The 20,315-nt window shown below is 72.5% G+C and carries 22 protein-coding genes and 1 pseudogene; 8 read left to right on the top strand and 15 right to left on the bottom strand.

The window, feature by feature from the left end; translation table 11 throughout:
- From AB0F29_RS39510 to AB0F29_RS39490, 5 genes and pseudogenes are all read right to left on the bottom strand, one after another.
- Nucleotides 1-382 (bottom strand): annotated as a pseudogene (locus AB0F29_RS39510) (aminoglycoside phosphotransferase family protein); the annotation flags it as partial.
- Nucleotides 383-405: 23 nt separating this feature from the next.
- Complete coding sequence (locus AB0F29_RS39505) at nt 406-1,200, bottom strand: HAD-IA family hydrolase (RefSeq protein WP_361883244.1); 795 nt, start codon at nt 1,198-1,200, stop codon at nt 406-408.
- Between the two features lie 166 nt (nt 1,201-1,366).
- Complete coding sequence (locus tag AB0F29_RS39500) at nt 1,367-2,356, bottom strand: peptidoglycan-binding protein (RefSeq protein ID WP_361883241.1); 990 nt, start codon at nt 2,354-2,356, stop codon at nt 1,367-1,369.
- A gap of 301 nt (nt 2,357-2,657) precedes the next feature.
- On the bottom strand, nt 2,658-3,512 hold the full coding sequence (locus AB0F29_RS39495; protein ID WP_361883238.1) for an alpha/beta fold hydrolase: 855 nt from the start codon (nt 3,510-3,512) through the stop codon (nt 2,658-2,660).
- 97 nt (nt 3,513-3,609) lie between these two features.
- Nucleotides 3,610-5,361: a CocE/NonD family hydrolase gene (locus AB0F29_RS39490; RefSeq protein ID WP_361883235.1), complete on the bottom strand. Its 1,752-nt coding sequence runs from the start codon at nt 5,359-5,361 to the stop codon at nt 3,610-3,612.
- A gap of 114 nt (nt 5,362-5,475) precedes the next feature.
- Between AB0F29_RS39490 and AB0F29_RS39485 the strand changes: the two genes are divergently transcribed.
- Entirely contained in the window at nt 5,476-6,192 is a 717-nt protein-coding gene (locus AB0F29_RS39485; protein ID WP_361883232.1) for a TetR/AcrR family transcriptional regulator C-terminal domain-containing protein, read from the top strand.
- Between the two features lie 51 nt (nt 6,193-6,243).
- Here AB0F29_RS39485 and AB0F29_RS39480 read toward each other — a convergent pair whose 3' ends face one another.
- Together AB0F29_RS39480 and AB0F29_RS39475 are read right to left on the bottom strand one after the other, a co-directional pair.
- A complete protein-coding gene (locus tag AB0F29_RS39480; protein ID WP_361883229.1) occupies nt 6,244-7,041 on the bottom strand; it encodes a hypothetical protein in 798 nt (265 codons plus the stop codon).
- Between the two features lie 157 nt (nt 7,042-7,198).
- Complete coding sequence (locus tag AB0F29_RS39475) at nt 7,199-7,705, bottom strand: NUDIX domain-containing protein (protein WP_361883255.1); 507 nt, start codon at nt 7,703-7,705, stop codon at nt 7,199-7,201.
- 211 nt (nt 7,706-7,916) lie between these two features.
- On the opposite strand from AB0F29_RS39475, the gene AB0F29_RS39470 reads away from it, so the two are divergent.
- The 3 genes from AB0F29_RS39470 (at nt 7,917) to AB0F29_RS39460 (ending at nt 9,507) form a co-directional block, all read left to right on the top strand.
- Complete coding sequence (locus AB0F29_RS39470; RefSeq protein ID WP_361883226.1) at nt 7,917-8,384, top strand: helix-turn-helix transcriptional regulator; 468 nt, start codon at nt 7,917-7,919, stop codon at nt 8,382-8,384.
- Nucleotides 8,385-8,419: 35 nt separating this feature from the next.
- Nucleotides 8,420-9,022, top strand: coding sequence for a hypothetical protein (locus AB0F29_RS39465; RefSeq protein ID WP_361883224.1), 603 nt, complete (start codon nt 8,420-8,422; stop codon nt 9,020-9,022).
- 146 nt (nt 9,023-9,168) lie between these two features.
- On the top strand, nt 9,169-9,507 hold the full coding sequence (locus AB0F29_RS39460) for a DUF2516 family protein (protein ID WP_018959825.1): 339 nt from the start codon (nt 9,169-9,171) through the stop codon (nt 9,505-9,507).
- On the opposite strand, the gene AB0F29_RS39455 is transcribed toward AB0F29_RS39460, so the two are convergent.
- The 3 genes from AB0F29_RS39455 to AB0F29_RS39445 form a co-directional block, all read right to left on the bottom strand.
- On the bottom strand, nt 9,489-10,916 hold the full coding sequence (locus AB0F29_RS39455) for a SpoIIE family protein phosphatase (RefSeq protein WP_361883221.1): 1,428 nt from the start codon (nt 10,914-10,916) through the stop codon (nt 9,489-9,491). The two genes, AB0F29_RS39460 and AB0F29_RS39455, sit on opposite strands and share 19 nt — an antisense overlap.
- Before the next feature lie 482 nt (nt 10,917-11,398).
- Nucleotides 11,399-12,481, bottom strand: a complete 1,083-nt coding sequence (locus tag AB0F29_RS39450) for an NlpC/P60 family protein (protein WP_361883218.1) — start codon at nt 12,479-12,481, stop codon at nt 11,399-11,401.
- A gap of 302 nt (nt 12,482-12,783) precedes the next feature.
- Nucleotides 12,784-13,569, bottom strand: coding sequence for a class I SAM-dependent methyltransferase (locus AB0F29_RS39445; RefSeq protein WP_361883215.1), 786 nt, complete (start codon nt 13,567-13,569; stop codon nt 12,784-12,786).
- A gap of 288 nt (nt 13,570-13,857) precedes the next feature.
- Between AB0F29_RS39445 and mshA the strand changes: the two genes are divergently transcribed.
- Nucleotides 13,858-15,249 carry a D-inositol-3-phosphate glycosyltransferase gene (mshA, locus tag AB0F29_RS39440; RefSeq protein ID WP_361883212.1) on the top strand — a complete coding sequence of 464 codons (1,392 nt, stop codon included), beginning with the start codon at nt 13,858-13,860 and terminating at the stop codon, nt 15,247-15,249.
- A 42-nt stretch (nt 15,250-15,291) separates the two neighbouring features.
- Nucleotides 15,292-15,804 carry a YbjN domain-containing protein gene (locus tag AB0F29_RS39435; RefSeq protein ID WP_361883209.1) on the top strand — a complete coding sequence of 171 codons (513 nt, stop codon included), beginning with the start codon at nt 15,292-15,294 and terminating at the stop codon, nt 15,802-15,804.
- Between the two features lie 105 nt (nt 15,805-15,909).
- Here AB0F29_RS39435 and AB0F29_RS39430 read toward each other — a convergent pair whose 3' ends face one another.
- Nucleotides 15,910-16,917 (bottom strand): aminoglycoside phosphotransferase family protein, encoded by a 1,008-nt coding sequence (locus AB0F29_RS39430; RefSeq protein ID WP_361883253.1) that lies wholly within the window; start codon nt 16,915-16,917, stop codon nt 15,910-15,912.
- 300 nt (nt 16,918-17,217) lie between these two features.
- Between AB0F29_RS39430 and AB0F29_RS39425 the strand changes: the two genes are divergently transcribed.
- Nucleotides 17,218-18,027 (top strand): hypothetical protein, encoded by an 810-nt coding sequence (locus AB0F29_RS39425; RefSeq protein ID WP_361883206.1) that lies wholly within the window; start codon nt 17,218-17,220, stop codon nt 18,025-18,027.
- A 51-nt stretch (nt 18,028-18,078) separates the two neighbouring features.
- Here the strand turns inward: AB0F29_RS39425 and AB0F29_RS39420 are convergent, their stop codons facing one another.
- From AB0F29_RS39420 to AB0F29_RS39405, 4 genes are all read right to left on the bottom strand, one after another.
- On the bottom strand, nt 18,079-18,321 hold the full coding sequence (locus tag AB0F29_RS39420; protein WP_018959818.1) for a hypothetical protein: 243 nt from the start codon (nt 18,319-18,321) through the stop codon (nt 18,079-18,081).
- The gene (locus AB0F29_RS39415; protein ID WP_003968171.1) at nt 18,318-18,566 is read right to left on the bottom strand and encodes a hypothetical protein; all 249 of its coding nucleotides are present in this window, start codon (nt 18,564-18,566) and stop codon (nt 18,318-18,320) included. The genes AB0F29_RS39420 and AB0F29_RS39415 overlap by 4 nt, the downstream gene beginning before the upstream one ends.
- A 190-nt stretch (nt 18,567-18,756) precedes the next feature.
- Nucleotides 18,757-19,146 carry a hypothetical protein gene (locus tag AB0F29_RS39410; protein ID WP_361883203.1) on the bottom strand — a complete coding sequence of 130 codons (390 nt, stop codon included), beginning with the start codon at nt 19,144-19,146 and terminating at the stop codon, nt 18,757-18,759.
- Between the two features lie 67 nt (nt 19,147-19,213).
- Nucleotides 19,214-19,420: a hypothetical protein gene (locus tag AB0F29_RS39405; RefSeq protein ID WP_361883200.1), complete on the bottom strand. Its 207-nt coding sequence runs from the start codon at nt 19,418-19,420 to the stop codon at nt 19,214-19,216.
- Nucleotides 19,421-19,562: 142 nt separating this feature from the next.
- Between AB0F29_RS39405 and AB0F29_RS39400 the strand changes: the two genes are divergently transcribed.
- Nucleotides 19,563-20,306, top strand: coding sequence for a class I SAM-dependent methyltransferase (locus AB0F29_RS39400; RefSeq protein WP_361883197.1), 744 nt, complete (start codon nt 19,563-19,565; stop codon nt 20,304-20,306).
- Nucleotides 20,307-20,315 lie beyond the last annotated feature (9 nt).

Here is a 20,315-nt window from a genome sequence, read left to right as displayed (position 1 = left end):
GGATGTCGCGCTCGGTGATGATGCCGAGCCCGCAGGTGTCCGGATCGTGGACGACAGCTGCCCCGATGCGGCGGGCCGACATCGGCCCGGCCGCCGCCGCGTCGTGCATGCGCCGGAGCAGCGCCCCCACGGAGCGCAGGGCCCCGTCCGTCCAGGCCCAGGGCGGGTGCGGGGCGACGGCGACCTCGCCGGGGACGTACGAGAGCCGCTCACGGCGCCCGGAGGCCGAGACCCCCAGAGGGACGGGTACGCCGTCGAACCCCTGCTCCCGGAGGGCCCGGAGGTGGGCGTGCAGGAGGGCGGCATGCGGTGGGGCGGGGCGTTCGACGGCGTCGCCGTGACGGACGACGGCTCCGGCGTTGGCCAGTCCGCCGGACAGCATCTCCTGGTCCCGGCCCACCGGGCTCACCGCGCCCGCGCGGCGAGCTGCTGCGCCCGGTCGGTCGCCCCATCTGCCGCCTCCGCGCTCCCCGCCGCCTCCGCGCTTCCCGCCACCTCGGCGCAAGGGCCCAACGCCCGTCGAAGATCCGCAGGTTCGCGGTAGAGGACGCCGGTCATGCCGAGGGCGGCGGCCGCGTCGACGTTCTCCTGCCGGTCGTCCACGAACAGGCACCGGGCCGGCGGTACGCCCGCCCGCGCGGCCGCGATGCGGTAAATGGCCGGGTCGGGCTTGGCCACCTGCTCCACCGCGCTGCTCACGACCGCGTCGGCCAGATCGGAAAGGCCCAAGAGGGCTAGGTCTGCCTCCAGTTGGAGGGTCGCATTGGTGACGAGTACCAGGGGCACGTGGGTCCTGGCCCGGCGCAGCAGCGCCACGACCTCCTCGTCGGCCCAAAACGGCGCGTCCGCGAGCGCCCGGCCCAGTGCGTGGGCCCGGTCCGCGCCCACCCGCTCCACGAGCCCGGCGGCGATGGCAGCCACCCAGGCGTCCGGGGTGATCCGGCCCAGGAGCAGCGGGAGGTCGACCTCGGGTGCGTAGGCGATGTCGGTCGTGGTGCCCTCCGGAAGTCCGGCGGCCCGCTCCAGGGCGGCGAGCGGGGCGGTGTCGTAGAAGCGGACGACGTTGTCGAGATCGCAGAGCACCGCGTCGAAGGCGCGGCCCACGGGGGCCGCAGGGGTCGGAGGGGCCAGAGAGGCCGGAGAGGCCACGGGAGGCGCTGCCGGAGTGCCGTTGTCACCGGGGGTGGGTCGTGTACACATGCCTGGTACTGGACTCCTGCGGTGGGTTTCGGCGTCGGTGCGCCGGGTGCGGGGGGACGTGGTCGACCATAAACGGCCGCCGGACCGTTCATGGCCGACCACTGCCGCCCTTGCGGGCGGCCCGCGGGACATCACGCGTCACCGTGTGTCCCACACTCGGCGGCGGTCAGCCGGTCAGCGCCCGCCAGGTCACCGGGCCCGCCTCGCCGTCGACCACCAGGCGGTTGCCGCTCTGGTAGGCGCGTACGGCGCTCGTGGTGACGGAACCGAACCCGCCGTCGACCGCCAGGCGGGCACCGCGTCTGTTCAGCGCGGTCTGCAGGGCGCGGACGTGGGACCCGCTCGCCCCCTGCCGCAGCGTGTACACGAGTTCGGGCCAGGTGGCCGGTCCGACCTGGCCGTCGGCCGCCAGCCCCCTGGAGCGCTGGAACCGTTTGACCGCCTCGACGGAAACGGAGCCGTACTGCCCGTCGGCGGCCAGCTTGTGGCCGCGCTGGTTCATCAGGTGCTGGATCACCACGACCGTGGCGCCGCGCGCGCCCGGGGCGATCCTCGACCAGCCGCCCGACAGGTCCACGCCCCGGGCGGCCAGGAAGGCCACCGGGTTCACCGTGGTGCCGAGGCGTCCCGCGTGAGTCTCGAAGTGCAGGTGGGGCCCGGTCACGTTACCCGTGGCCCCCATGTCGGCGATGCGCTGTCCGGCCGAGACCCTGGCGTTGAGCGCGACCCGGTAGGCGCTGAGGTGACCGTAGTACGTGTACTGGTTGTCGCCGTGCGCGATCACCAGGGCGTTACCGGTCCGGCCCGGCAGCCCCCCTCCCCACGACCGGCGGACGACCGTGCCCCCGGCCGCCGCGTGGACGGCGGTGCCCGTGGAGTTGCTGACGTCCTGGCCGGCGTGGGACGCGCCGCCCCGGGGCGCGCCGTAGTGGCCCCCGGCCGGGAACCGGCCCAGGGCGGGATTGGCCCACGCCCCGTCCTTCGCCGCCGCTGCCGTCGTCGCCGCTGTGGAGGCCCCGGCCGAGAGGTTCACGGCGAGCGCGCCCAGCCCCAGGCCCGCCAGCAGCCGCCGACGGGACAGGCCGCGGTCCGGGCGCTCCGTGTCCGCCGGTGTTTCCGCCGGCGCGGTGATGGTGGCACAGGATCGGCACATCATGTCTCCCTCGAAGCGAAGCGGGTCGAGCACGTGGGACGTCAGGGTGCGTGGGTGTCCGGGCGCGTGGGCGCGGGGGCGCGTGGGTGTCCGGGGCGGCGGCATCAGTGGATACGAGGATCTACCCGCATAGACGATAGGGCCGGGCGGCTGCCCGGTCAGGGGCCCACGGGCCCACTGGGGGCCCAAAACGCTTATGGCTGAGCCGATTTCCGCTCCGGCCCCGCCTGCCGCTCGGTCCCCGGCGGCTCCCGCACCCGGCCGGGGATCCCGGGGCGTCCGCTCTCCTCGGCCGGGCGGGCGGTCAGAGCGCCGCGAGGCCGGCGAGCAGCTCGGCGGCGGGCTTCGGGTGGACGAGCCAGCGCAGATGACTGCCGGCGAGCGTCCGGACGTCGAAGGGGTTGTCGGGCGTGAGCGCGTCGGCCTCGCGGATCATGCGGTCCTGCACGGCGGGCGGAACGCTGGCGTCGGCGGCCAGGCGGACGTAGGTCCTGGGTATCCGGCCCCAGGTCGTGGCCTGTACCCGGTCGGCTGCCGTACCGGCGTCGAGGTTCTCGTCGCACTGGAAGGTACTGAGGAAGGTCCGGAACTCGTCATCGGTGAGGTCGGCGGCGAAGGCCTGCTTGAGCAGGGTGAGCGCTGTCGGGTCGGCCGTGCGGAAGTTGAAGCGCAGCAGCCCGAGTTCGGCCGGGTTCCCGACGAGTGCGCCGGTGAGGGCTCCCGCGTCGACGTCGGCCATCTCCGGCTGGGCGTAGTAGCCGCCCACCTCCAGCTCGACGGGGCACCAGGCGGAGACGTAGACGATCCGGTCGATCAGGTCGGGCCGGGCGTTGGCGACGGCGGTGGTCGTGATGCCGCCCCTGCTGTGGGCGACGAGGACGGTGGGGCCGTTCCGCTTGGCCCGTTCGAGGACATCGATCACGCGGGCGGCGTTGTCCGCGAGCGTGACTCCCTTGATGCCTCCCGGCTCCGTGGCCAGCGCGTCCAGATCCTGGGGAGCCTGGTAGGAGGCCGGCGACGTCGCCTCGAATCCGTGCCCCGGAAGGTCGACCGCGACCGAGCGGTGCCCGAGCAGGGCGAGTTCGGCCTGGAGGGGCGCGAACGAGAACGAATTCGCGAAGGCGCCGTGGACGAGGATGAACGTCGGTTGAGTATGCATGCTTCAGCCTCCAACAGAACGATCTTCGGAACAAGATCCGGGGTCGGGACGACGGGGCCGCTGACCGGCCTGCCCCATGGGCATCCCGGTCACCCGGTCACCCCGGGGCGCCCTGGCCATCTCCGTCGCCCCGGTCACCTGTCGCTCGCTCATCTCGCTCATCTCGCCCATCTCGCTCATCCTGGGGGAGCATCAGGGCTGAGCCCGTGTGCAGCGTGATCCGTACGGGGACGTACTCCTCGGCGTCGACCGCCGACGCCCCGGTGCCGGGGCTGCGGGCGAAGCGCGGATGGGCACCGCCGCTTATCTGCCAGCGAATACGGTGACCCGCGGCGAAGCGGTGGGCGGTGGAGCTCATCGGCACGGTGACCTCCGAAGGCGCCTGCCCGACCGTCCTCACCTGGGCGAACCCGTCACAGACGTTGGTGGAACGCCCCTGAGCGTCCACGTCGCACAGGCGGGTGAAGACGTCGGCGTATCCGGTGTCCGTGGAGATGCTCAGCCGCGCGGAGACCGGGCCGAGGACCTCCACCGCTTCGGCCAGCGGCGGTCCGGTGAACGTCAGGACGTCGTCCCGGGCCTCCAGGGCGCTGTTGTCGCGAGGTCCGGCGGTCCGGGAGAGCAGAGGGCCGCCGAGCGAGGGGGTGGGGGCCGCCGGATCGTAGAGGAAGGACGTCAGCGGTGCGCAGTCCGTGGGGGCCTGCCGGGTGAGATACCCGCCGGGGGCGGGCCACCACGACGTGACGGCCGGGGACAGCGGCCAGTCGTCGAGGTCCCGCCACGCGTTCGCGCCGCCGATGTGGACGCGCACTGCGGTGGGGCGCAGGCCGGAAGGGTCCGCGCACAGATGCGCGCGCAGCCAGGCGAGACTCTCGGCGAACACCTCGGGCCACCCCTGTTGGAGCGCTGAGGCGTGGGTCCAGGGACCGGCGAGCAGGGCGGTCCCGCAGCCGGCGCGACGCAGCCGGCCGTACTGCTCGAAGGTCTGGTCGGTCAGCGCGTCGTGCCACCCGGTGATCAGGCAGGTGGGCACCGTCAGCCGCTCCGCGGCCTCTCCCGCGGACGCGCCGGACCAGTACGGGCCGTCGGCGTCCGCGTGGGTCATCACGTCGTCCAGCCAGGGCACTTCGCCACCGAGGGCCGACTCGTACGCCCGGCGCAGGGGCCACGCGGTGACGACCCGCCGGAGCCGGCGCTGCAGGCGCAGCGTCCCTCTGACGAACGGCGCCAGCCCCTGGTGCTGGTACGTCATGCCGGAGCCGACGAGGAGGGCGTTCTCCAGGCGGAGGGCGCCGTCCGCGTGGAACAGGGCGTAGGGGTCGTGCAGACCCACCTGCACCACCATCGCCCTCAGCTCCGGCGGCGGGTCCAGGGCGAGTGCCCACTGTGTGTACCCCAGGTAACTGGGGCCGACCGTTCCCAGTACCCCGTTGAACCAGGGCTGCTCCCTCAGCCAGGAGACCGTGGCCAGGCCGTCGGCGGCCTCGTTGCGCCACAGGTCGAACCGGCCGCCCGAGCCGCCGGTGCCCCGGCAGCTCTGCAGGACCACTCGGAAGCCCTGTTCGGCGAAGAGCATGCCGTACAGGGGAGACCACGGCAGGCCTCGGCCGTACGGCGAGCGCACGACCAGGGTGGGGAAGTCGCCCTCCGCGCGGGGGAAGTAGTGATCGGTGATCAACGGACTGCCGTCAGCGGCCGGAACCGTCAGCCCCGGCTCCCATCCGACGTCGTGCCGTGCGGCCGGAAGGCCACGCCAGGTCGCCCTCATCAGCCGCGACGACCACGGCGGCTTCCCGGAAGGCGGTGTCCAGGCCGGGTGCGGTGCGGTGTCGTGCGTAGGTGATGTCATCGTTCCCTCCGCTATTCTCGTACTACGTACGAGAATAGCGGATGCTTGGATGGTTCCCACTGCTTGGATGGTTCCCGCGGGGGGCCGCAGCGAGGAGAGGGGGCGACGGAGATCGTGACCCGTGACGGCGCGTCCGGCACCGGGGGCGTCGACCCCCAACAGCTCTGGCTGGTCCCGTCCGGGCCCCGCAGGGGGCGCAAGCCCGCCTTCAGCCGAGCGGCGATCACGGCGGCGGCCGTCGCCGTGGCGGACGCGGAGGGGCTCGACGCGGTCACCATGCGGCGGGTCGCGTCGGAGGTCGGGGCCGGTGTCATGTCGCTCTACAGCTACGCCCCCGACAAGGAGACGCTGCTGGAGCTGATGGTCGACCACGTCAGCGGCGAACTGCCGACGACGGACGCACCCACTGGCGACTGGCGCGCCGACCTGAAGGCCATCGCCCATCTCCAGCGCGCCCTCATGCTGCGGCACCCCTGGCTGCCCGGTGCGCTGGCCGCTCGCCGGACCCTCGGCCCCAACGCCCTGGCCTTCCTGGAGCGGGCGCTCGCCGCCCTGCGGCCCACCGGACTGGGCGGTGCGGCGAAACTGGAGGTCTTCGCCCAGCTCACCGCTTTCGTGGCCGGGCACATCTCCTACGAGATCACGCAGGCCGCGGCCGCACGGTCGCCCGACCGGGCCGCGGCCGAAGCCCGCTACCTCACCGCCGTCGCCACGGACGGCCACCACCCGGAGCTGGCCGAAGCCCTTTCGGCCCCCGGGCGCTCCCTGACGCCCGAGGCCACGTTCACCCGCTTCCTCAACCGCTTGGTCGACGGCCTCGGCGCCGAATGATCCGCCGGCGGGAAGGCGCGAGCCGTGAACCTTGGGCCGGTCCCGGGCAGTTCAGAGCGGGAGCACGGGCCGGGTGGAGAAGTCCTCGCAGAGGCCCTCGCCGTCCGGGCCGTACGCGAACTCGGCCATGGAGGGGTTGCGGTTGGCCGTGGCCAGGGGCAGCCACGCCAACACCCAGCCGTACCCTCCGCACACCGACTCACCACCGTCACCACCATGGGCCGCGGTGACGTCGCTCGTCAGCTCGGTGCTGTAGGTGTCGTAGGCGATGCGCAGACCGAAGCCGCTCAGCTGCTGGTGCGGGCCGGTGTCGTCGCCGTAGGGGATGCTGCCGAAGGCGAAGTCGTTCCCCCACCGGAACAGCGTGTCCGCTCCGGCTCCGCAGGCGTGCTCCCACTCGTCGGAGCTCGGCATCCGCAGGCCGCGAGCCGCGAGGACGGCCGGCATGGCGGCAGGCAGCTCGGTCAGAGCCTCGTCCTGCACGGCCATGAGCACCGTGGCCAGGCTGACGCTCCGGCGGGGGCTGAGCACTTCTGCGAGGTGGGCTCGCAGATCGGGGCCGTAGCCGAATCCCTGTTCCAGGCTCTCCGCGTAGTCGGCGGCCTGCTCGGGCGTGGGCTGCCAGGTGTCGAGATCGAACCCCAGGGCCACCGTACCGCCGGGTATCAGGGCGAATTCCTGCCCGTCCCGCTCGATCCGAACCCGGTGCAGCGGAGCACCGAGATGCTCGACGGTCTCCACGACGGTCACCCGGCCATCCACCTGGTGCGCGGCCTCTTGGGCGATGCGACGTGCGGCAGGCAGCTCGAAGGACCGCCACTGGTCGAGAGTGAGATCAGCAAGGGACATGGGCCGAAGTGTCGCACCCGGGTCTGACACGTCTCACGGCCGAAGCCCCGCCCCCGGCCGGCCCGGACCCGCCGTCCAGTCCCCGTAGATGCCCTAGTGGCTCACCCGGCCAGGGCTTGGGGGATTACCGCTCGACGACTACGGCCGACTGGTGCCCCTACTGCGCGGTCCGGAACGCGAGATACCGGCTGAAGGCTTCGTGGCTGTCAGGGGTGAAGCGCCACTCCAACAGGGTCGAGCCGAGCTCCGGCTCGGTCAGCCAGCCATGCCAGGCGACCTCATCGGGATCGGGGACCATGGCATCCGGCACCACGGCTTCGTGCACGCCGAGCCAGTGAGGGCTCAAGCCGCTGCGGTTGATGAACGTGAACAGCAGGCGCGGCAGCGCACGAATACCCAGCTCTTCGGCCAGTTCCCGCGCGGCGGCCTGTTCATAGGACTCGCCGGCATGCGCGGCGCCACCGACCTCGACCTCATAGAGCCCGGGGAAGCGCGATACCCGCTCCGACCGTCGGTGGACGAGGATCCGTCCACGCTCATCACGACACACCGTCACGGCGACCCGATGCAGCCAACCCTCCCGGATGGCCTCCCGACGGCTGACCACCCCCAGCACGCGATCTTGACCGTCGACACGCTCCACCAGTTCATCCACGACGCACACCCTGGCAGAGCCCACCGACAACGCCGCTTCTCGGCGACCCACGGAGGCCGGTCCAAGAGCACCTGCGCCAGGAGGCCGGACGCGGATGACGACAGTTGTCATGCGCATACGACACCTATCGTGCTCAGACTCACTCACCAGCGCAGTGGCGCGCGACACTTTTGCAAGCATGTGCTTGCAAAAGTTAGCAAAGGTGGGCACTATCGGAGTCATGGCATCACTCAACGTCGGCAATCTCGGGGAGTACCTGCGGGAGCAGCGCCGTGCGGCGCAGCTCTCGCTGCGGCAGCTCGCCGAGGCGACCGGGGTGTCGAACCCGTATCTCAGCCAGATCGAGCGCGGTCTGCGCAAGCCCAGTGCGGACGTGCTCCAACAGGTCGCCAAGGCGCTGCGGATCTCGGCCGAGACCCTGTACGTACGTGCGGGGATCCTCGACGAGCGGGAGCGGGAGGAGCTGGAGACGCGGGCGGTCATTCTGGCCGATCCGTCGATCAACGAGCGGCAGAAGAACGTGCTGCTGCAGATCTACGACTCCTTCCGCCGCGAGAACGGATTCGTCCCCGGGCCCGATGCGGACGCCGGCGCGGGCGGAGATGCCGGGCACCGTAAAGATGCCGGGCCCCGTAACGGCGACGGCGCCGGTGCGGACGCCACCGAAGACCAAGACCCTCACAGCTGAACAGCTGGTTCTGATGATCCGGGAGGACCACAGTCATGGCCATCACCGATGACCTGCGCAAGACCCTCACCGACCCCACCCCCCTCTACTTCGCCGCCGGCACGGCCGACCTGGCCGTGCAGCAGGCGCGCAAGGTTCCGGCGCTGATCGAGCAGCTGCGGGCCGAGGCGCCCGAGCGGATCGACGCCGTGCGCAACACCGACCCCAAGGCCGTGCAGGAGAAGGTGACCACACAGGCCAAGGAGGCCCAGGCCACCGTGCAGGCGAAGGTCACCGAGGTGTTCGGTTCGCTCGACGCCGCCGACCTGAAGAAGCTGGGCGAGAGCGCTCAGGACCTGGCGCTCCGCAGTGTGGGCGTGGCCGCCGAGTACGCGATCAAGGCCCGGGAGACGTACGAGAAGGTCGCCGAGCACGGCGAGCAGACGGTACGCACCTGGCGCGGGGAGACGGCCGAGGAGATCGTCGAGATCGCCACCGTCGTCGAGGCGGAGCCCAAGCCGAAGGCCGCGCCCGCCGCGACGAAGGCCGCGCCCGCCGCTCCGGTGGAGTCCGCCGAGGCCAAGGCCGCGCCTGCCAAGAAGACGCCCGCGCCGCGCAAGCCCGCGGCCAGGAAGACCCCGCCGCCCACCGGCAAGTGACCCCCACGGGTCCTTCCGGTACGCGGGTCGCGGGACGCGTGACCGGGGCGCGGGGCGGGCACCTTTACGGGTGGCCGGCTCGTTGTCCCGGTACCTTGGCCTTTCCGGCCGCAGGGCGCTCATCCACTCACTAGGCGGTAGACACCATGTTGCTCTCAGCGTTCGGCTCGCTCCTCCAGCTGCTCTATCTGGCGATGCTGGTGCTGGCTGTGGTCGCGTTCGTCTTCGCGGCGACCGCCCGTGAGGACGCCTACCGTGCCGCCGACAAGAAGAAGAAATCCTTCTGGCTGGTGATCCTGGGTGTCGCCGTCGCCGTGAACCTGCTGATCCCGATGCTCTTCCTGCAGCTCGCGGGTGTGGTCGCGTCGATCGTGTTCATGGTCGACGTGCGTCCCGCGCTCAAGGCGGTCTCGGGCGGCGGCGGTGGCCGCAGCGGCGGCTCCAGCAGTGACGGCCCGTACGGTCCCTACAACGGCGGGCGCTGAGCCCTCGCCGCCCTCACGGACGGGGACGGCGGCCGGTCGACGGAGGCGGGGTGGGAGCGCGGTGCGCTGCCGCCCCATCGTCGTATCCGCTCCGGATCGCGGCCCAGCAGCAGGACCGCCACGTCGTCGGTCAGCTCGCCGCCGTTCATCTCACGCACCTCGGCGACCGCCGCCTCCAGCAGCTCCTCGCCCGCCAGCCCCTGTTCCAGCCGGCTGTTGACCATCGCGACCATGCCGTCCTGGCCGAGCCGCTCACTGCCTCCGGTCCCCACGCGCCCCTCGATGAGCCCGTCCGTGTACATCATCAGGCTCCAGGCGCCGCCCAGCTCGACCTGACGGCGCGGCCAACGGGCCCGCGGCAGCAGCCCCAGGGCCGGGCCGCCGTCCTCGTACGGGAGCAGCCGGGCGGGCAGGCCGTGGCGGGCGAGCAGCGGCGCGGGATGCCCGGCCAGGCAGAGTCCGGCCCGCCGCCCGTCGGGGGCGATGTCCACGGTGCAGAGCGTCGCGAAGATCTCCTCGCTCTGCCGCTCGTGCTCCAGCACCTGCTGGAGCGTGGAGAGCAGCTCGTCCCCGCACAGCCCGGCCAGGGTCAGCGCCCGCCAGGCGATCCGCAGCTCGACGCCGAGCGCCGCCTCGTCCGGGCCGTGTCCGCAGACGTCGCCGATCATCGCGTGCACCGTGCCGTCCGGGGTGCGGACGACGTCGTAGAAGTCGCCGCCGAGGAGGGCGCGGCTGCGACCGGGGCGGTAGCGGGCGGCGAAGCTCAGGCCGGAACCGTCCAGCAGCGGGGTGGGGAGCAGGCCGCGTTCCAGGCGGGCGTTCTCCTGGGCGCGCAGCCGGGACTCGGTCAGCTGGTGCTGGGCGATGTCGGCGCGCTTGCGCTCCACGGCGTACCGGATGGCGCGGCTCAGGACGCGCGCGTCCAGCTCGCCCCGGAAGAGATAGTCCTGCGCCCCGACCCGGACCGCCTCGGCCGCCAGCTCCGTGTCGTCCTGCGCGGTGAGCGCGAGGACCGCGTGCAGCGGTGCGATGCGGAGTACGTGGGTGAGGGCCGCCAGCTCGTCGGCCCGCGCGGAGACGGGCTCGGGCAGCTCGGGCAGCGATCCGCCGGACGTGCCGGTGCCTGCCGTCCCGGCGTCGGTGGTGGGCGTGCCGGGGCCGGGCCCGCCGCCCGTGAGGGGCAGCGCCAGGTCCAGCAGGATGCAGTCGACGTCGTCGGTGAGCAGCCGCGCGGCCTCGGTGAGGTTGCGGGCGGTACGGATACGGACCCGGGTCCCGGCCGCTGCCGAGAGTTCGGGGACGGTGATGGTGGTGCCCGCCGGGTCGTCCTCGATCACCAGCAGGGTGAGGTCGCCGTGCGAGGTCTCCGCAGCGGGAACGGCTCGCTGCTGCGGTACGGGTACGGGCATCGGTTCGCGTTTCCTTCCCTCCCCCCGAGGGCGCGGCGGGTCGACGATCGACGATCCGCCAGACGGGGACGATAGCGGTCCGCGGTGGGGGAACGGAATGGCGCACCGGGACCGGCCCCCGCCGGACGCGCCGCCATAAGCCGCGTCCCCACACGGATCCGGCGCGACGGGCGGCCATAACGGCGGATAGGCGCGCATGACAAACATCACGCGCCCACGGGTGGCGGCGTGGCCCCGCTCACGGGGCCCGCCCACGGGGCCCGCCCACGGCCTCGGGAGGGCCGCGTCGTCGATCGCCGACCCGCCGCGCCCTCGGGGGGCTGGATCGGGCCGCCCCGGTCCTGCGGTCCTGGGTAGGGGGCCGGCCCTGCGTGTGCGCCCGTCCCTGCCGATGCGCCCGTCCCTGCCCTTGCGGCCGGTCGCCGGTCCCGCGTATCTGTCCGGTCGTCGGCCTTGTGTATCGGTTGTCCGTCCGGTCGGTCCTACTTGTCCGGGCGGACCACGCCGAGGATCTTCATCGAGCCGGCGCCGGCCAGCGTGACGTTGCGGCCGGGGCGCGGGGCGTGGACGATCGAGCCGTCGCCGACGTACATCCCGACGTGGCTGGCGTCCGCGTGGTAGATGATCAGGTCGCCGGGGCGCATGTCCTGGATGTCGATCCGCGGCAGCAGCCGCCACTGTTCCTGCGAGGTGCGCGGGATCGTGCGCTTCGCCGCCAGCCACGCCTGTGAGGTCAGCCCCGAGCAGTCGTACGAACCGGGGCCCTCGGCTCCCCAGACGTACGGCTTGCCTATCTGCGCCGTCGCGAAGGCCACCGCGGCCGTTCCGCCCTCGCTCGCCTCGCCGCTGACGTCCTTGACGGCGCTGGAGGAGAGCCAGGCGGTCTGGGCCTTGTCCGCGGCGTCCCGCTCCAGTTGGCGGAGCCGGTCGCGCTCCGTCTTCTCCAGCTGCGATTCGAGCTTCTCCGCCGCCTTGATCTGGGCGTTGATCTTCTTCTTGGCCTTGGCCTGCTTGACCCGGATCGTCTCCAGCTTTTCCCAGTTGGTGCTGGCGTCCTGGGTGTACGTCTCCAGGTCCTGCTGCGTCTGGGTCAGATCGGCCAGGAGCGACTTGGACGCCTGCTGGCTCTGGCGGACCTGGTTGAGTCCGTCCAGGAACAGCTTCGGGTCGTTGCTCAGGGCCAGCTGCGCGCCGGGCGGCAGGCCGCCGTTGCGGTACTGCTCGCGGGCCTGGGCCCCGGCCCGGTCCTTCAGGGCGGCGATGCGCGCCTGGCCGTCGACGATCGCCTTGGCCAGCTTCACGATCTCGCCGGACTGCTTCTTCGTCTGCTCCTCGGCGAGGTTGTACGCGTCCGTCGCCGCGCCCGCCTTCCGGTACAGCGTGTCGATCTGCTCGCGGACCTTTTCGAGGTCCGCGTTGGAGTAGCGGGGCGGCGAGCCGGCGGAGGCGGACGGGGAGGGCGAGGGCTCCGGGACCGGGGCGGCCATGGCCTGGCCCGTGGACGTCAGCAGGGCCAGCGCACAGACCAGCGTGATGGCGGCAGTGGCGCGGTGGCGTCGGTTCACGAGCTCCCCCTCCGGGTGGTTACTCCGGGCCCGCCTCCGGACGAAGGCGACAACGTGCATCTGATTTACCGTCAGTAACTTCTCGGCAACGTCGCGATCGTGCCATGTCGTCCCGTAAAGCAACAGGGGCCGACGGTACCCGACGCGTCACCTACCGCCCCCGCAGGGCTACTTCGTCATGGTTCCCCCCGGCCCGGCCGGCGCGCGCTCCGCTGCGACCGGCGTCCTCTCCCCTCACTGGGACGAACGGTCCCTCTGCGGCGTTCCCGGAGCGGAGGATTTCTGCCCTTCCGGGCAAGGCCTCAGTGGCTGTGGGGCCGCAGCGCGCCCCACGGCACGGTGATCTCGCCCTGCCGCCACCGCCGCACCCCGTCCGTCACCGGCCAGTCGGCCGACACCGCCCGCACCGCCGCGATCCAGCGCTGCCGCGCGCCGAGCGAGGCGTACGGGGAGGCCGTCGCCCAGGCCCGGTCGAAGTCCCGCAGGAACGCGTGGACCGGCTCACCCGGGACGTTGCGGTGGATCAGCGCCTTCGGCAGGCGTTCCGCGAGGTCCGAGGGGCGCTCCAGTGAGCCGAGCCGGGTCGCTAAGGTGACCGTGCGCGGCCCCTCGGGGCCCAGCGCCACCCAGACGTGCCGGCGCCCGATCTCGTCGCAGGTCCCCTCCACCAGGAGCCCGTCCGGGGAGAGGCGGGAGCACAACCGCCCCCAGACCTCGGCGACCTGGTCCTCGTCGTACTGGCGCAGCACGTTCGCCGCCCGGATGAGCAGCGGCCGGACGTCCAGCGGGACCTCGAAGCCGCCGTGTACGAAGGTGAGCCCCTCGCGGGCGTACGGCTGCGCGGCGGCGACCCGCTCCGGGTCGATCTCGATGCCCGCCACCACGGTGCGCGGCTCGGCGGTGCGCAGCCGGTCCAGCAGCTCGACCGCGGTCCAGGGGGCCGCCCCGTAACCGAGGTCGACGGCGACCGGCGTTCCGGCGCGGCGCAGGGCCGGGCCGTGTGCGTCGGCGATCCAGCGGTCCATGCGGCGCAGCCGGTTCGGGTTGGTGGTCCCGCGGGTGGCGGTTCCGATGGGGCGCTGGCGCATGGGGTCGAGCGTATGCGACGGGGTGCCGGCGCAGGGGTCGAGCGTGTGCGACAGGGCGCCGACGCATGGGCCGGGCGTAGCGCCGGGGTGCCGACGCATGGGCCGGGCGTAGCGACGGGGCGGGGCGCGGTGGCTGCCCGGACGTCCCGCCGTCGCCGCGCGACGCGCCGCCCGGCAACGTAATGATTTGGCAAAGTGGAAATGAAAGACGGGATTCCACTGTTCTCGCCCTTCGGAGGACCCCGGTGCCCTCCGGTCACCATGCCCCGATCGAGGAGGACCGACGAGGTGAGCCAGTACGTCTCCCGGCTCGGCTCCACCCGCACGGCCGCGCGCCTCAGGTTTCCCGGAGGCTTCTCCGGTGCCTCCCGCAAGCCCCGCCGCATCGCGATGCTCTCCGTGCACACGTCCCCGCTCCACCAGCCCGGCACGGGCGACGCGGGCGGGATGAACGTCTACATCGTCGAACTGGCCAAGCGCCTCGCCGCGATCAACATCGAGGTCGAGATCTTCACCCGGGCCACCAACGGCTCGCTGGCCCCCGCGGTCGAGCTGGCGCCCGGCGTCCTGGTCCGGCACATCGACGCCGGCCCGTACGAGGGTCTCGCCAAAGAGGAGCTGCCCGCCCAGCTCTGCGCCTTCACGCACGGCGTGATGCAGGCCTGGGCCGGCCAGCGCCCCGGCTACTACGACCTCGTGCACTCCCACTACTGGCTCTCCGGCCAGGTCGGCTGGCTCGCCGCCCAGCGCTGGGGCGTCCCGCTCGTGCACGCCATGCACACCATGGCCAAGGTCAAGAACGCCGCGCTCGCCGAGGGGGACACCCCCGAGCCGGCCGCCCGGGTCATCGGCGAGACCCAGATCGTGAACGCCTCCGACCGGCTGATCGCCAACACCGCCGAGGAGGCCGACGAGCTCGTCCGCTTCTACGACGCCGACCCCGCCGCGGTCGCCGTCGTGCACCCCGGCGTCAACCTGGACCGCTTCCGCCCCTTCCCCGAGGGCTCCGACACGCTCCGTCCAAGGGATGCCCCGTCCGCCCGCGCCGCCGCGCGGGCCCGGCTCGGACTGCCGCAGGACGCGCTGATCCCGCTCTTCGCGGGCCGTATCCAGCCGCTGAAGGCCCCGGACGTGCTGCTGCGCGCCGTGGCGGTGCTCCTGGACCGGGACCCGTCCCTGCGGTCCCGCATCGTCGTGCCGGTGGTCGGAGGCCCGAGCGGCAGCGGACTCGCCAAGCCCGAGGGGCTCCAGAAGCTGGCCGCGCGCCTCGGCATCGCCGACGTCGTACGGTTCCACCCGCCGGTGGGCCAAGACCGGCTCGCCGACTGGTTCCGCGCCGCGTCGGTGCTGGTCATGCCGTCCTACAGCGAATCCTTCGGGCTGGTCGCCATAGAGGCGCAGGCGACCGGCACCCCCGTGGTCGCCGCGGCCGTGGGCGGGCTCCCGGTGGCGGTGCGCGACGGGGTCGGCGGCTTCCTGGTGCAGGGGCACGAGCCGGAGGCGTACGCCCGCGCGCTCGGGCGGTTCGCGGACGCGCCGGAGCTCGTGGAGCGGATGGGGGCGGCCGCCGCGGCGCACGCCCAGTCCTTCGGCTGGGACACGGCCGCCTCGGCGACCGCCGACGTGTACACGGCCGCGCTCTGCGACCACCGCCGCCGGGCCCGGGCGCACCACGGCTGAGCCCGTCCCGTGCGTCCCGGCGCTCTGTCGTAGGCTCGCAGCATGGCTGACGTACCGGACGAAACCGCAGCGGCCCAGGTCATCGAGGCGACGCTGAACGATGCCGGGCTCGCATGGGAGAGCCCGGGGCGCGGCAACTACGTCGTGACGCTGCCCGGCACCCGCAAGCTGTCGACGACCTGTTCGCTGATCGTCGGCAAGCACTCCCTCTCCCTCAACGCGTTCGTCGTCCGGCACCCCGACGAGAACGACGCCGAGGTGCACCGCTGGCTGCTGGAGCGCAACCTCCGCCTGTTCGGTGTGAGTTACGCGATCGACTCGCTCGGCGACGTCTACCTGGTCGGCAAGCTGCCGCTGTCGGTGGTCACCCCCGATGAGCTGGACCGGCTGCTCGGCGTGGTCCTCGAAGCGGCGGACGGGGCGTTCAACACCCTCCTGGAGCTCGGTTTCGCGAGCTCGATCCGCAAGGAGTACGCGTGGCGGGTGTCGCGCGGCGAGTCCACCCGGAATCTGGACGCGTTCAGCCATCTGACCCGGCGCCCGTCCGGCAGCTGACGGGCGCATCCCTCCCTTCGGTCCGGTCGGCCGACCTGTACGAGGCGCGGCGGGGCGTGCGCCCGCGCTGAGGCCGGTCGGACGCCGCCGCCACGGACCAGCCTGTCAGCCGACGCCGCCACGGACGGCGTCCAGGGCGTGGAGGAGATGGGGCGCGACCAACCCCCACGTCTCCTCGGCGGCTTCGGGACCGACCGCGCGGGGCACGGTCTCAACCAGCATGATCAGGTAGAGGTAGCTTCGGTACAGCGCGTAGCGGGTCCGCAGCGAGTCCGTGAACTCCACCGCCTCGCCGGTGGACCGCGCGTACCCGTCGAGGAAGTCCCGGTCCTCCTCGATGTCCCCGAAGAGCGCGAGGGAGACGAAGTCGGCCACCGGGTCGCCCCAGAACATCCGCTCCCCGTCGATGATCCCGCCGATGGCACGCGCGCCGGGATCGCCTGTGACCAGCAGGTTTCCCGGCCACAGGTCGAAATGGACGAGGGCGGGCCGGGTGACGTCGTCCAGCACGTGGGCCGCGCCCGCCAGCACCGTACGGATGTGGCCGACGGGGTACGGCAGCCGGGCCCGGTAGATCTCGGCGTCGGCGAGCACGGCCTCGGTCATCGCGGTGAAGGCGGCACGCCAGGTGGGGGCGAGCGGCCCGAACGGCTCGGCGGGATAGCCGAACCCGGCGGGCCCGGTCACGGAATGCAACCGGCCGACGGCGTCGCCGAGTTCGGCGCGCAGCCGGGGCTCGTCGTCCGCGCTCGCCGTACCGCTGACCTCGTGCCAGGGGCGGCCGGGGCGGGCGGTCATGACCAGGTACGCACCGGTCGGTGAGGCCGGGTCCGGTTCGCTGCGGACGACGCGGGGGACGGCGGGGCCGCCGGCCTGCGCGGCGGCGGTGTAGAAGGCGGCCTCGTTGACGAGGAGGTCCCGTTCGTACCGCAGGGCGGCGGTGTGCGGCGGAGGCGTCTTGACCACCCAGTCGCGGCCGTCGGTGAGCGTGACGCGGGTGACGGTGTTGTACGTGCCGCCGGTGAGGGTGGCGCGCGAGGCGATGTCGCGTTCGCCGACCCCGAGGGCGTCGAGGACGCGGCCGAGCGGCGGGCCGGGGACGTGGCCGGACATACGGGTGACGCCCTTTCGTACGGCGGGAGCGAGGTGCACGGCGGGGTGGTACGGCGGGGCAGTGCGGCGGGGTTGTACGGCGGCGCAGTGCGGCGGGGTCGTGCGGAGGAGCCACACAGCGTGTTCACGGGATGATCACATCAGAATCACGATCGACGGAGGGGCCCACTTGACCGGCCATCGCCCACAGGTTCGATCGTAAAGTGTGGACCACTGCGACGGCCCGTCCCAGACGGAGTCGAAGTGCCGTACAGGAACAGGGCGGTTGCTTCCGAGCCGGAGATTGCAGGAAGTAGAACCATGCGCGCCACTGCCGTACGCCGTACCGCCCTCGCCGCCTCCGCGGCCGCCCTCACCCTGCTGGCCACCGCCTGCGGTGGCACGTCGGACGCCGACAAGAAGGACGGGAAGGACGACAAGGGCGCCGGGGGCGGCAGCAGTTCGGCCCCGAAGACCCCGGCCAAGGCGCTCACCGCCGCCGAGCTGGAGAAGGCCACCCTCGCCCAGGGCGACGTGCAGGGCCGCAAGGTCACCAAGGCAGGCCCGGCCGACGAGGTTCCGGCGGACGGCGTCGAGGTCGACAAGGAAGGCTGCCTGCCGGTCGCCCACGCCATGTTCGGTGTGGCACAGAAGGGTTCGGTGGCCACCACGAAGCGCAAGGTGATCGACGAGCCGAAGACCGACGGCAAGAAGAAGTCGCTGGAGGACATGGCGGAAGGCGAAGCCGGGGAGGCGTTCAAGGACGCCTTCAACCTGACGTCCACCTTCGTCGCGCTGCACTCGTACGAGGGGACGGCGGGCCCGGACGCGTTCGCCGCGCTGAAGAAGGCCGCCGCGGACTGTGCGGGCGGCTTCACCGCCACGGTCGCGGGCACGCCGACGAAGGTCGCCTCGATCACCGAGGAGAAGGTCACCGGCGGCGACGAGGCCGCGGCCTGGACCGTCACCTCCGAGGACGAGGGCGACACCGCCCCGTTCAAGCTGGCGGCGCTGCGCAAGGAGGCCACCGTGGCGACGTTCTTCTCCTTCAACCTGGCCGCGGCGGGCGGCGACGTGAAGTTCGAGGTGCCGGCGGAGGTCGTGGCGGCGCAGGACAAGAAGCTCGCCTGACGTACGGAACCCGCGCCGCGCCCCTGCCCTTCCCGCCCGCCCCGCCGGTGGTCAGGGCAGGGGAACGAGGCGGACCACGGTGACGGTCAGGACGGACCGGGAGACGTAGTAGAGGACGATGGCCCCGGAGACGGTCGCCTCACGCCGGTCCCGTTCGCTCTTGACGGCGGAGGACGCGTGGCCGTACGGCTCCTCGCCGAGCGTGCGGGCCATCTCGTCCCGGAATGCCTCGCCGCCGCGCATCTTGGCCAGGGTGTCGTCGGCGGGCGGCGCGTAGGAGATACGGAAGCTCAAGCGACGCTCCGCCTCTCGGCCTCGTCCTGCGCCAGCCGGTCCAGGATCTTCTCGGCCTCGGGATCGGGGACGGCCTCCAGCATCCAGTGCCGCATGACGGCCTGAATCTCGTGCACCCCGGCCTCGTTGATCGCGAGATCGAACTCCTCGCGTCTCTCGTCGGGCAGCGCGGCCCGGATGTCCGGGATGCTGTTGGGCACCTCGACCTCGGCACCGCCGACGAAGGTCTTCAGAGACTCACCCATGATCGCTCTCCTCGATCCCCTTGCCCTGGAAGCACACGGACGGCATGGGCCCACCGTAGTGCGTACGAGGGGCACTTCGGCCGGCCCGGCGGGGTCTCGGAACGGGCACGGACAGGGGTGCGCCCCAGGTACACGGCGGTGCGGCCCGCGCTGTCCGCCACCGGCGCGGAACGGGCCGCCGTCGGCGCCCTCAGCCCCGCCCGAGCCGCTCCGCGACCCGGTCGCGGAGGATCGCGTACTCCTCCTGAAGCCGTCGCCACTCGCTGACGGGCGGCCTGACGATGACGTCACCGCCGACGACGGTCTCCTCCGGCCCGAACTGCTCCCGGGTCAGATCGATCTCGACGCCCATGCCCAGGCGGTTCCACCAGTGGAAGTCGGTGCGCACCCCGCCGACATGGACCTCGCCCCGGATCAGCTCCCCGCCCAGCAGGTCGTTGAGCACCATGGCGGTCACCCCGCACTGGTCCCGCGCCGGATTGTCCGGAGTCCAGCGGTCCCGGTACTCCGGGGTGCAGGTCTCGGCGCTCCAACTGCTGCGGAGGGCCTGTTCGATGTCGGTGAGCAGGTAGGTCGCCATGATGACCATGGTGGCAGGGGGCACTGACAACGGTGCCTCGCCGACCGCGTGCGTCAGCGGTCAGCGCTCAGAGCTCAGCGGCGGCCGAGCGGCGGTGGCGACGCCGCATGAGCGGCAGAAAGCCGAGGTGCAGCGCGGCAGCGGCGGCGGAGATCCCGGCCAACACCCTGACATAGGGCTCGTTTCCGGAACTCGCCGCCGCCCAGAACGCCACGATCCCGAGGAACGCCACGTACCTGGTGGTGCCCCTGTACGACTGCTTCTCAGCCGCCACCTCGTGCCCCGTCCTGTCGTCGAACTCCAGTGTTCCACTCCGGACCGCTGCCCCGGGGAGCCGGCCGAGCACGCGGGCAGCGGGCCGGGCCGCGGACAATTGGGTCGACAGCGCCCCGGGCCTCCCGGCAGAGTGGTCGCCCGTGACGAGCAGCGAACTGTGGAGCCGAGAGACCGCCGACCGCTACGACGCCGAGGAGGCCCAGACCTCCTCGGCCGCCGCCCTCGAACCGACCCTCGCCTTCCTCGCCGAACTCGCCGGAGGCGGCCGGGCCCTGGAGTTCGCCATCGGGACCGGGCGCGTGGGCGTGCCGCTCCGGGAGCGCGGCGTGCCGGTGGCGGGTATCGAACTGTCCGAACCGATGGCGGCGGTACTCCGCCGCAAGGTCGACGCGAACACCCTCCCGGTGACCATCGGGGACATGGCCACCACGGTCGTCCCCGGCGAGTTCGCCCTGGTCTACCTGGTCTACAACACCATCTCGAACCTCCTCACCCAGGACGAGCAGGTCGAGTGCTTCCGCAACGCGGCCCGCCACCTCGCGCCCGGCGGCCGGTTCGTCGTCGAACTGGGCGTTCCGCCCCTGCGGTTCCTGCCACCGGGCCAGGTCGCGGTGCCGTTCGACGTGTCCGAGCGGCATCTCGGCTTCGACACCTTCGACCTGGTCGAGCAGATCCTCGTCTCGCACCACTTCACCCGCGACGGCGACGACGGCCGCTACCGTCGCGGAAGCTCCCGGCACCGGTACGCCTGGCCGGCGGAGCTCGACCTGATGGCCCGTATCGCCGGGCTGGAGCTGGAACGACGTGTGGCGGACTGGCACGGAGCGCTGTTCACCGAGGACGCGGACCAGCACATCTCGGTCTGGCGCAAGCCGGCGGTCTGAGGCAGGGGC

It is taken from the genome of Streptomyces sp. NPDC026589 (assembly GCF_040638385.1).
Taxonomy (GTDB): Bacteria; Actinomycetota; Actinomycetes; order Streptomycetales; family Streptomycetaceae; genus Streptomyces.
The sequence above is the reverse complement of the archived record's forward strand: the minus strand, read 5'-3'. Positions and strand labels throughout refer to the sequence as shown.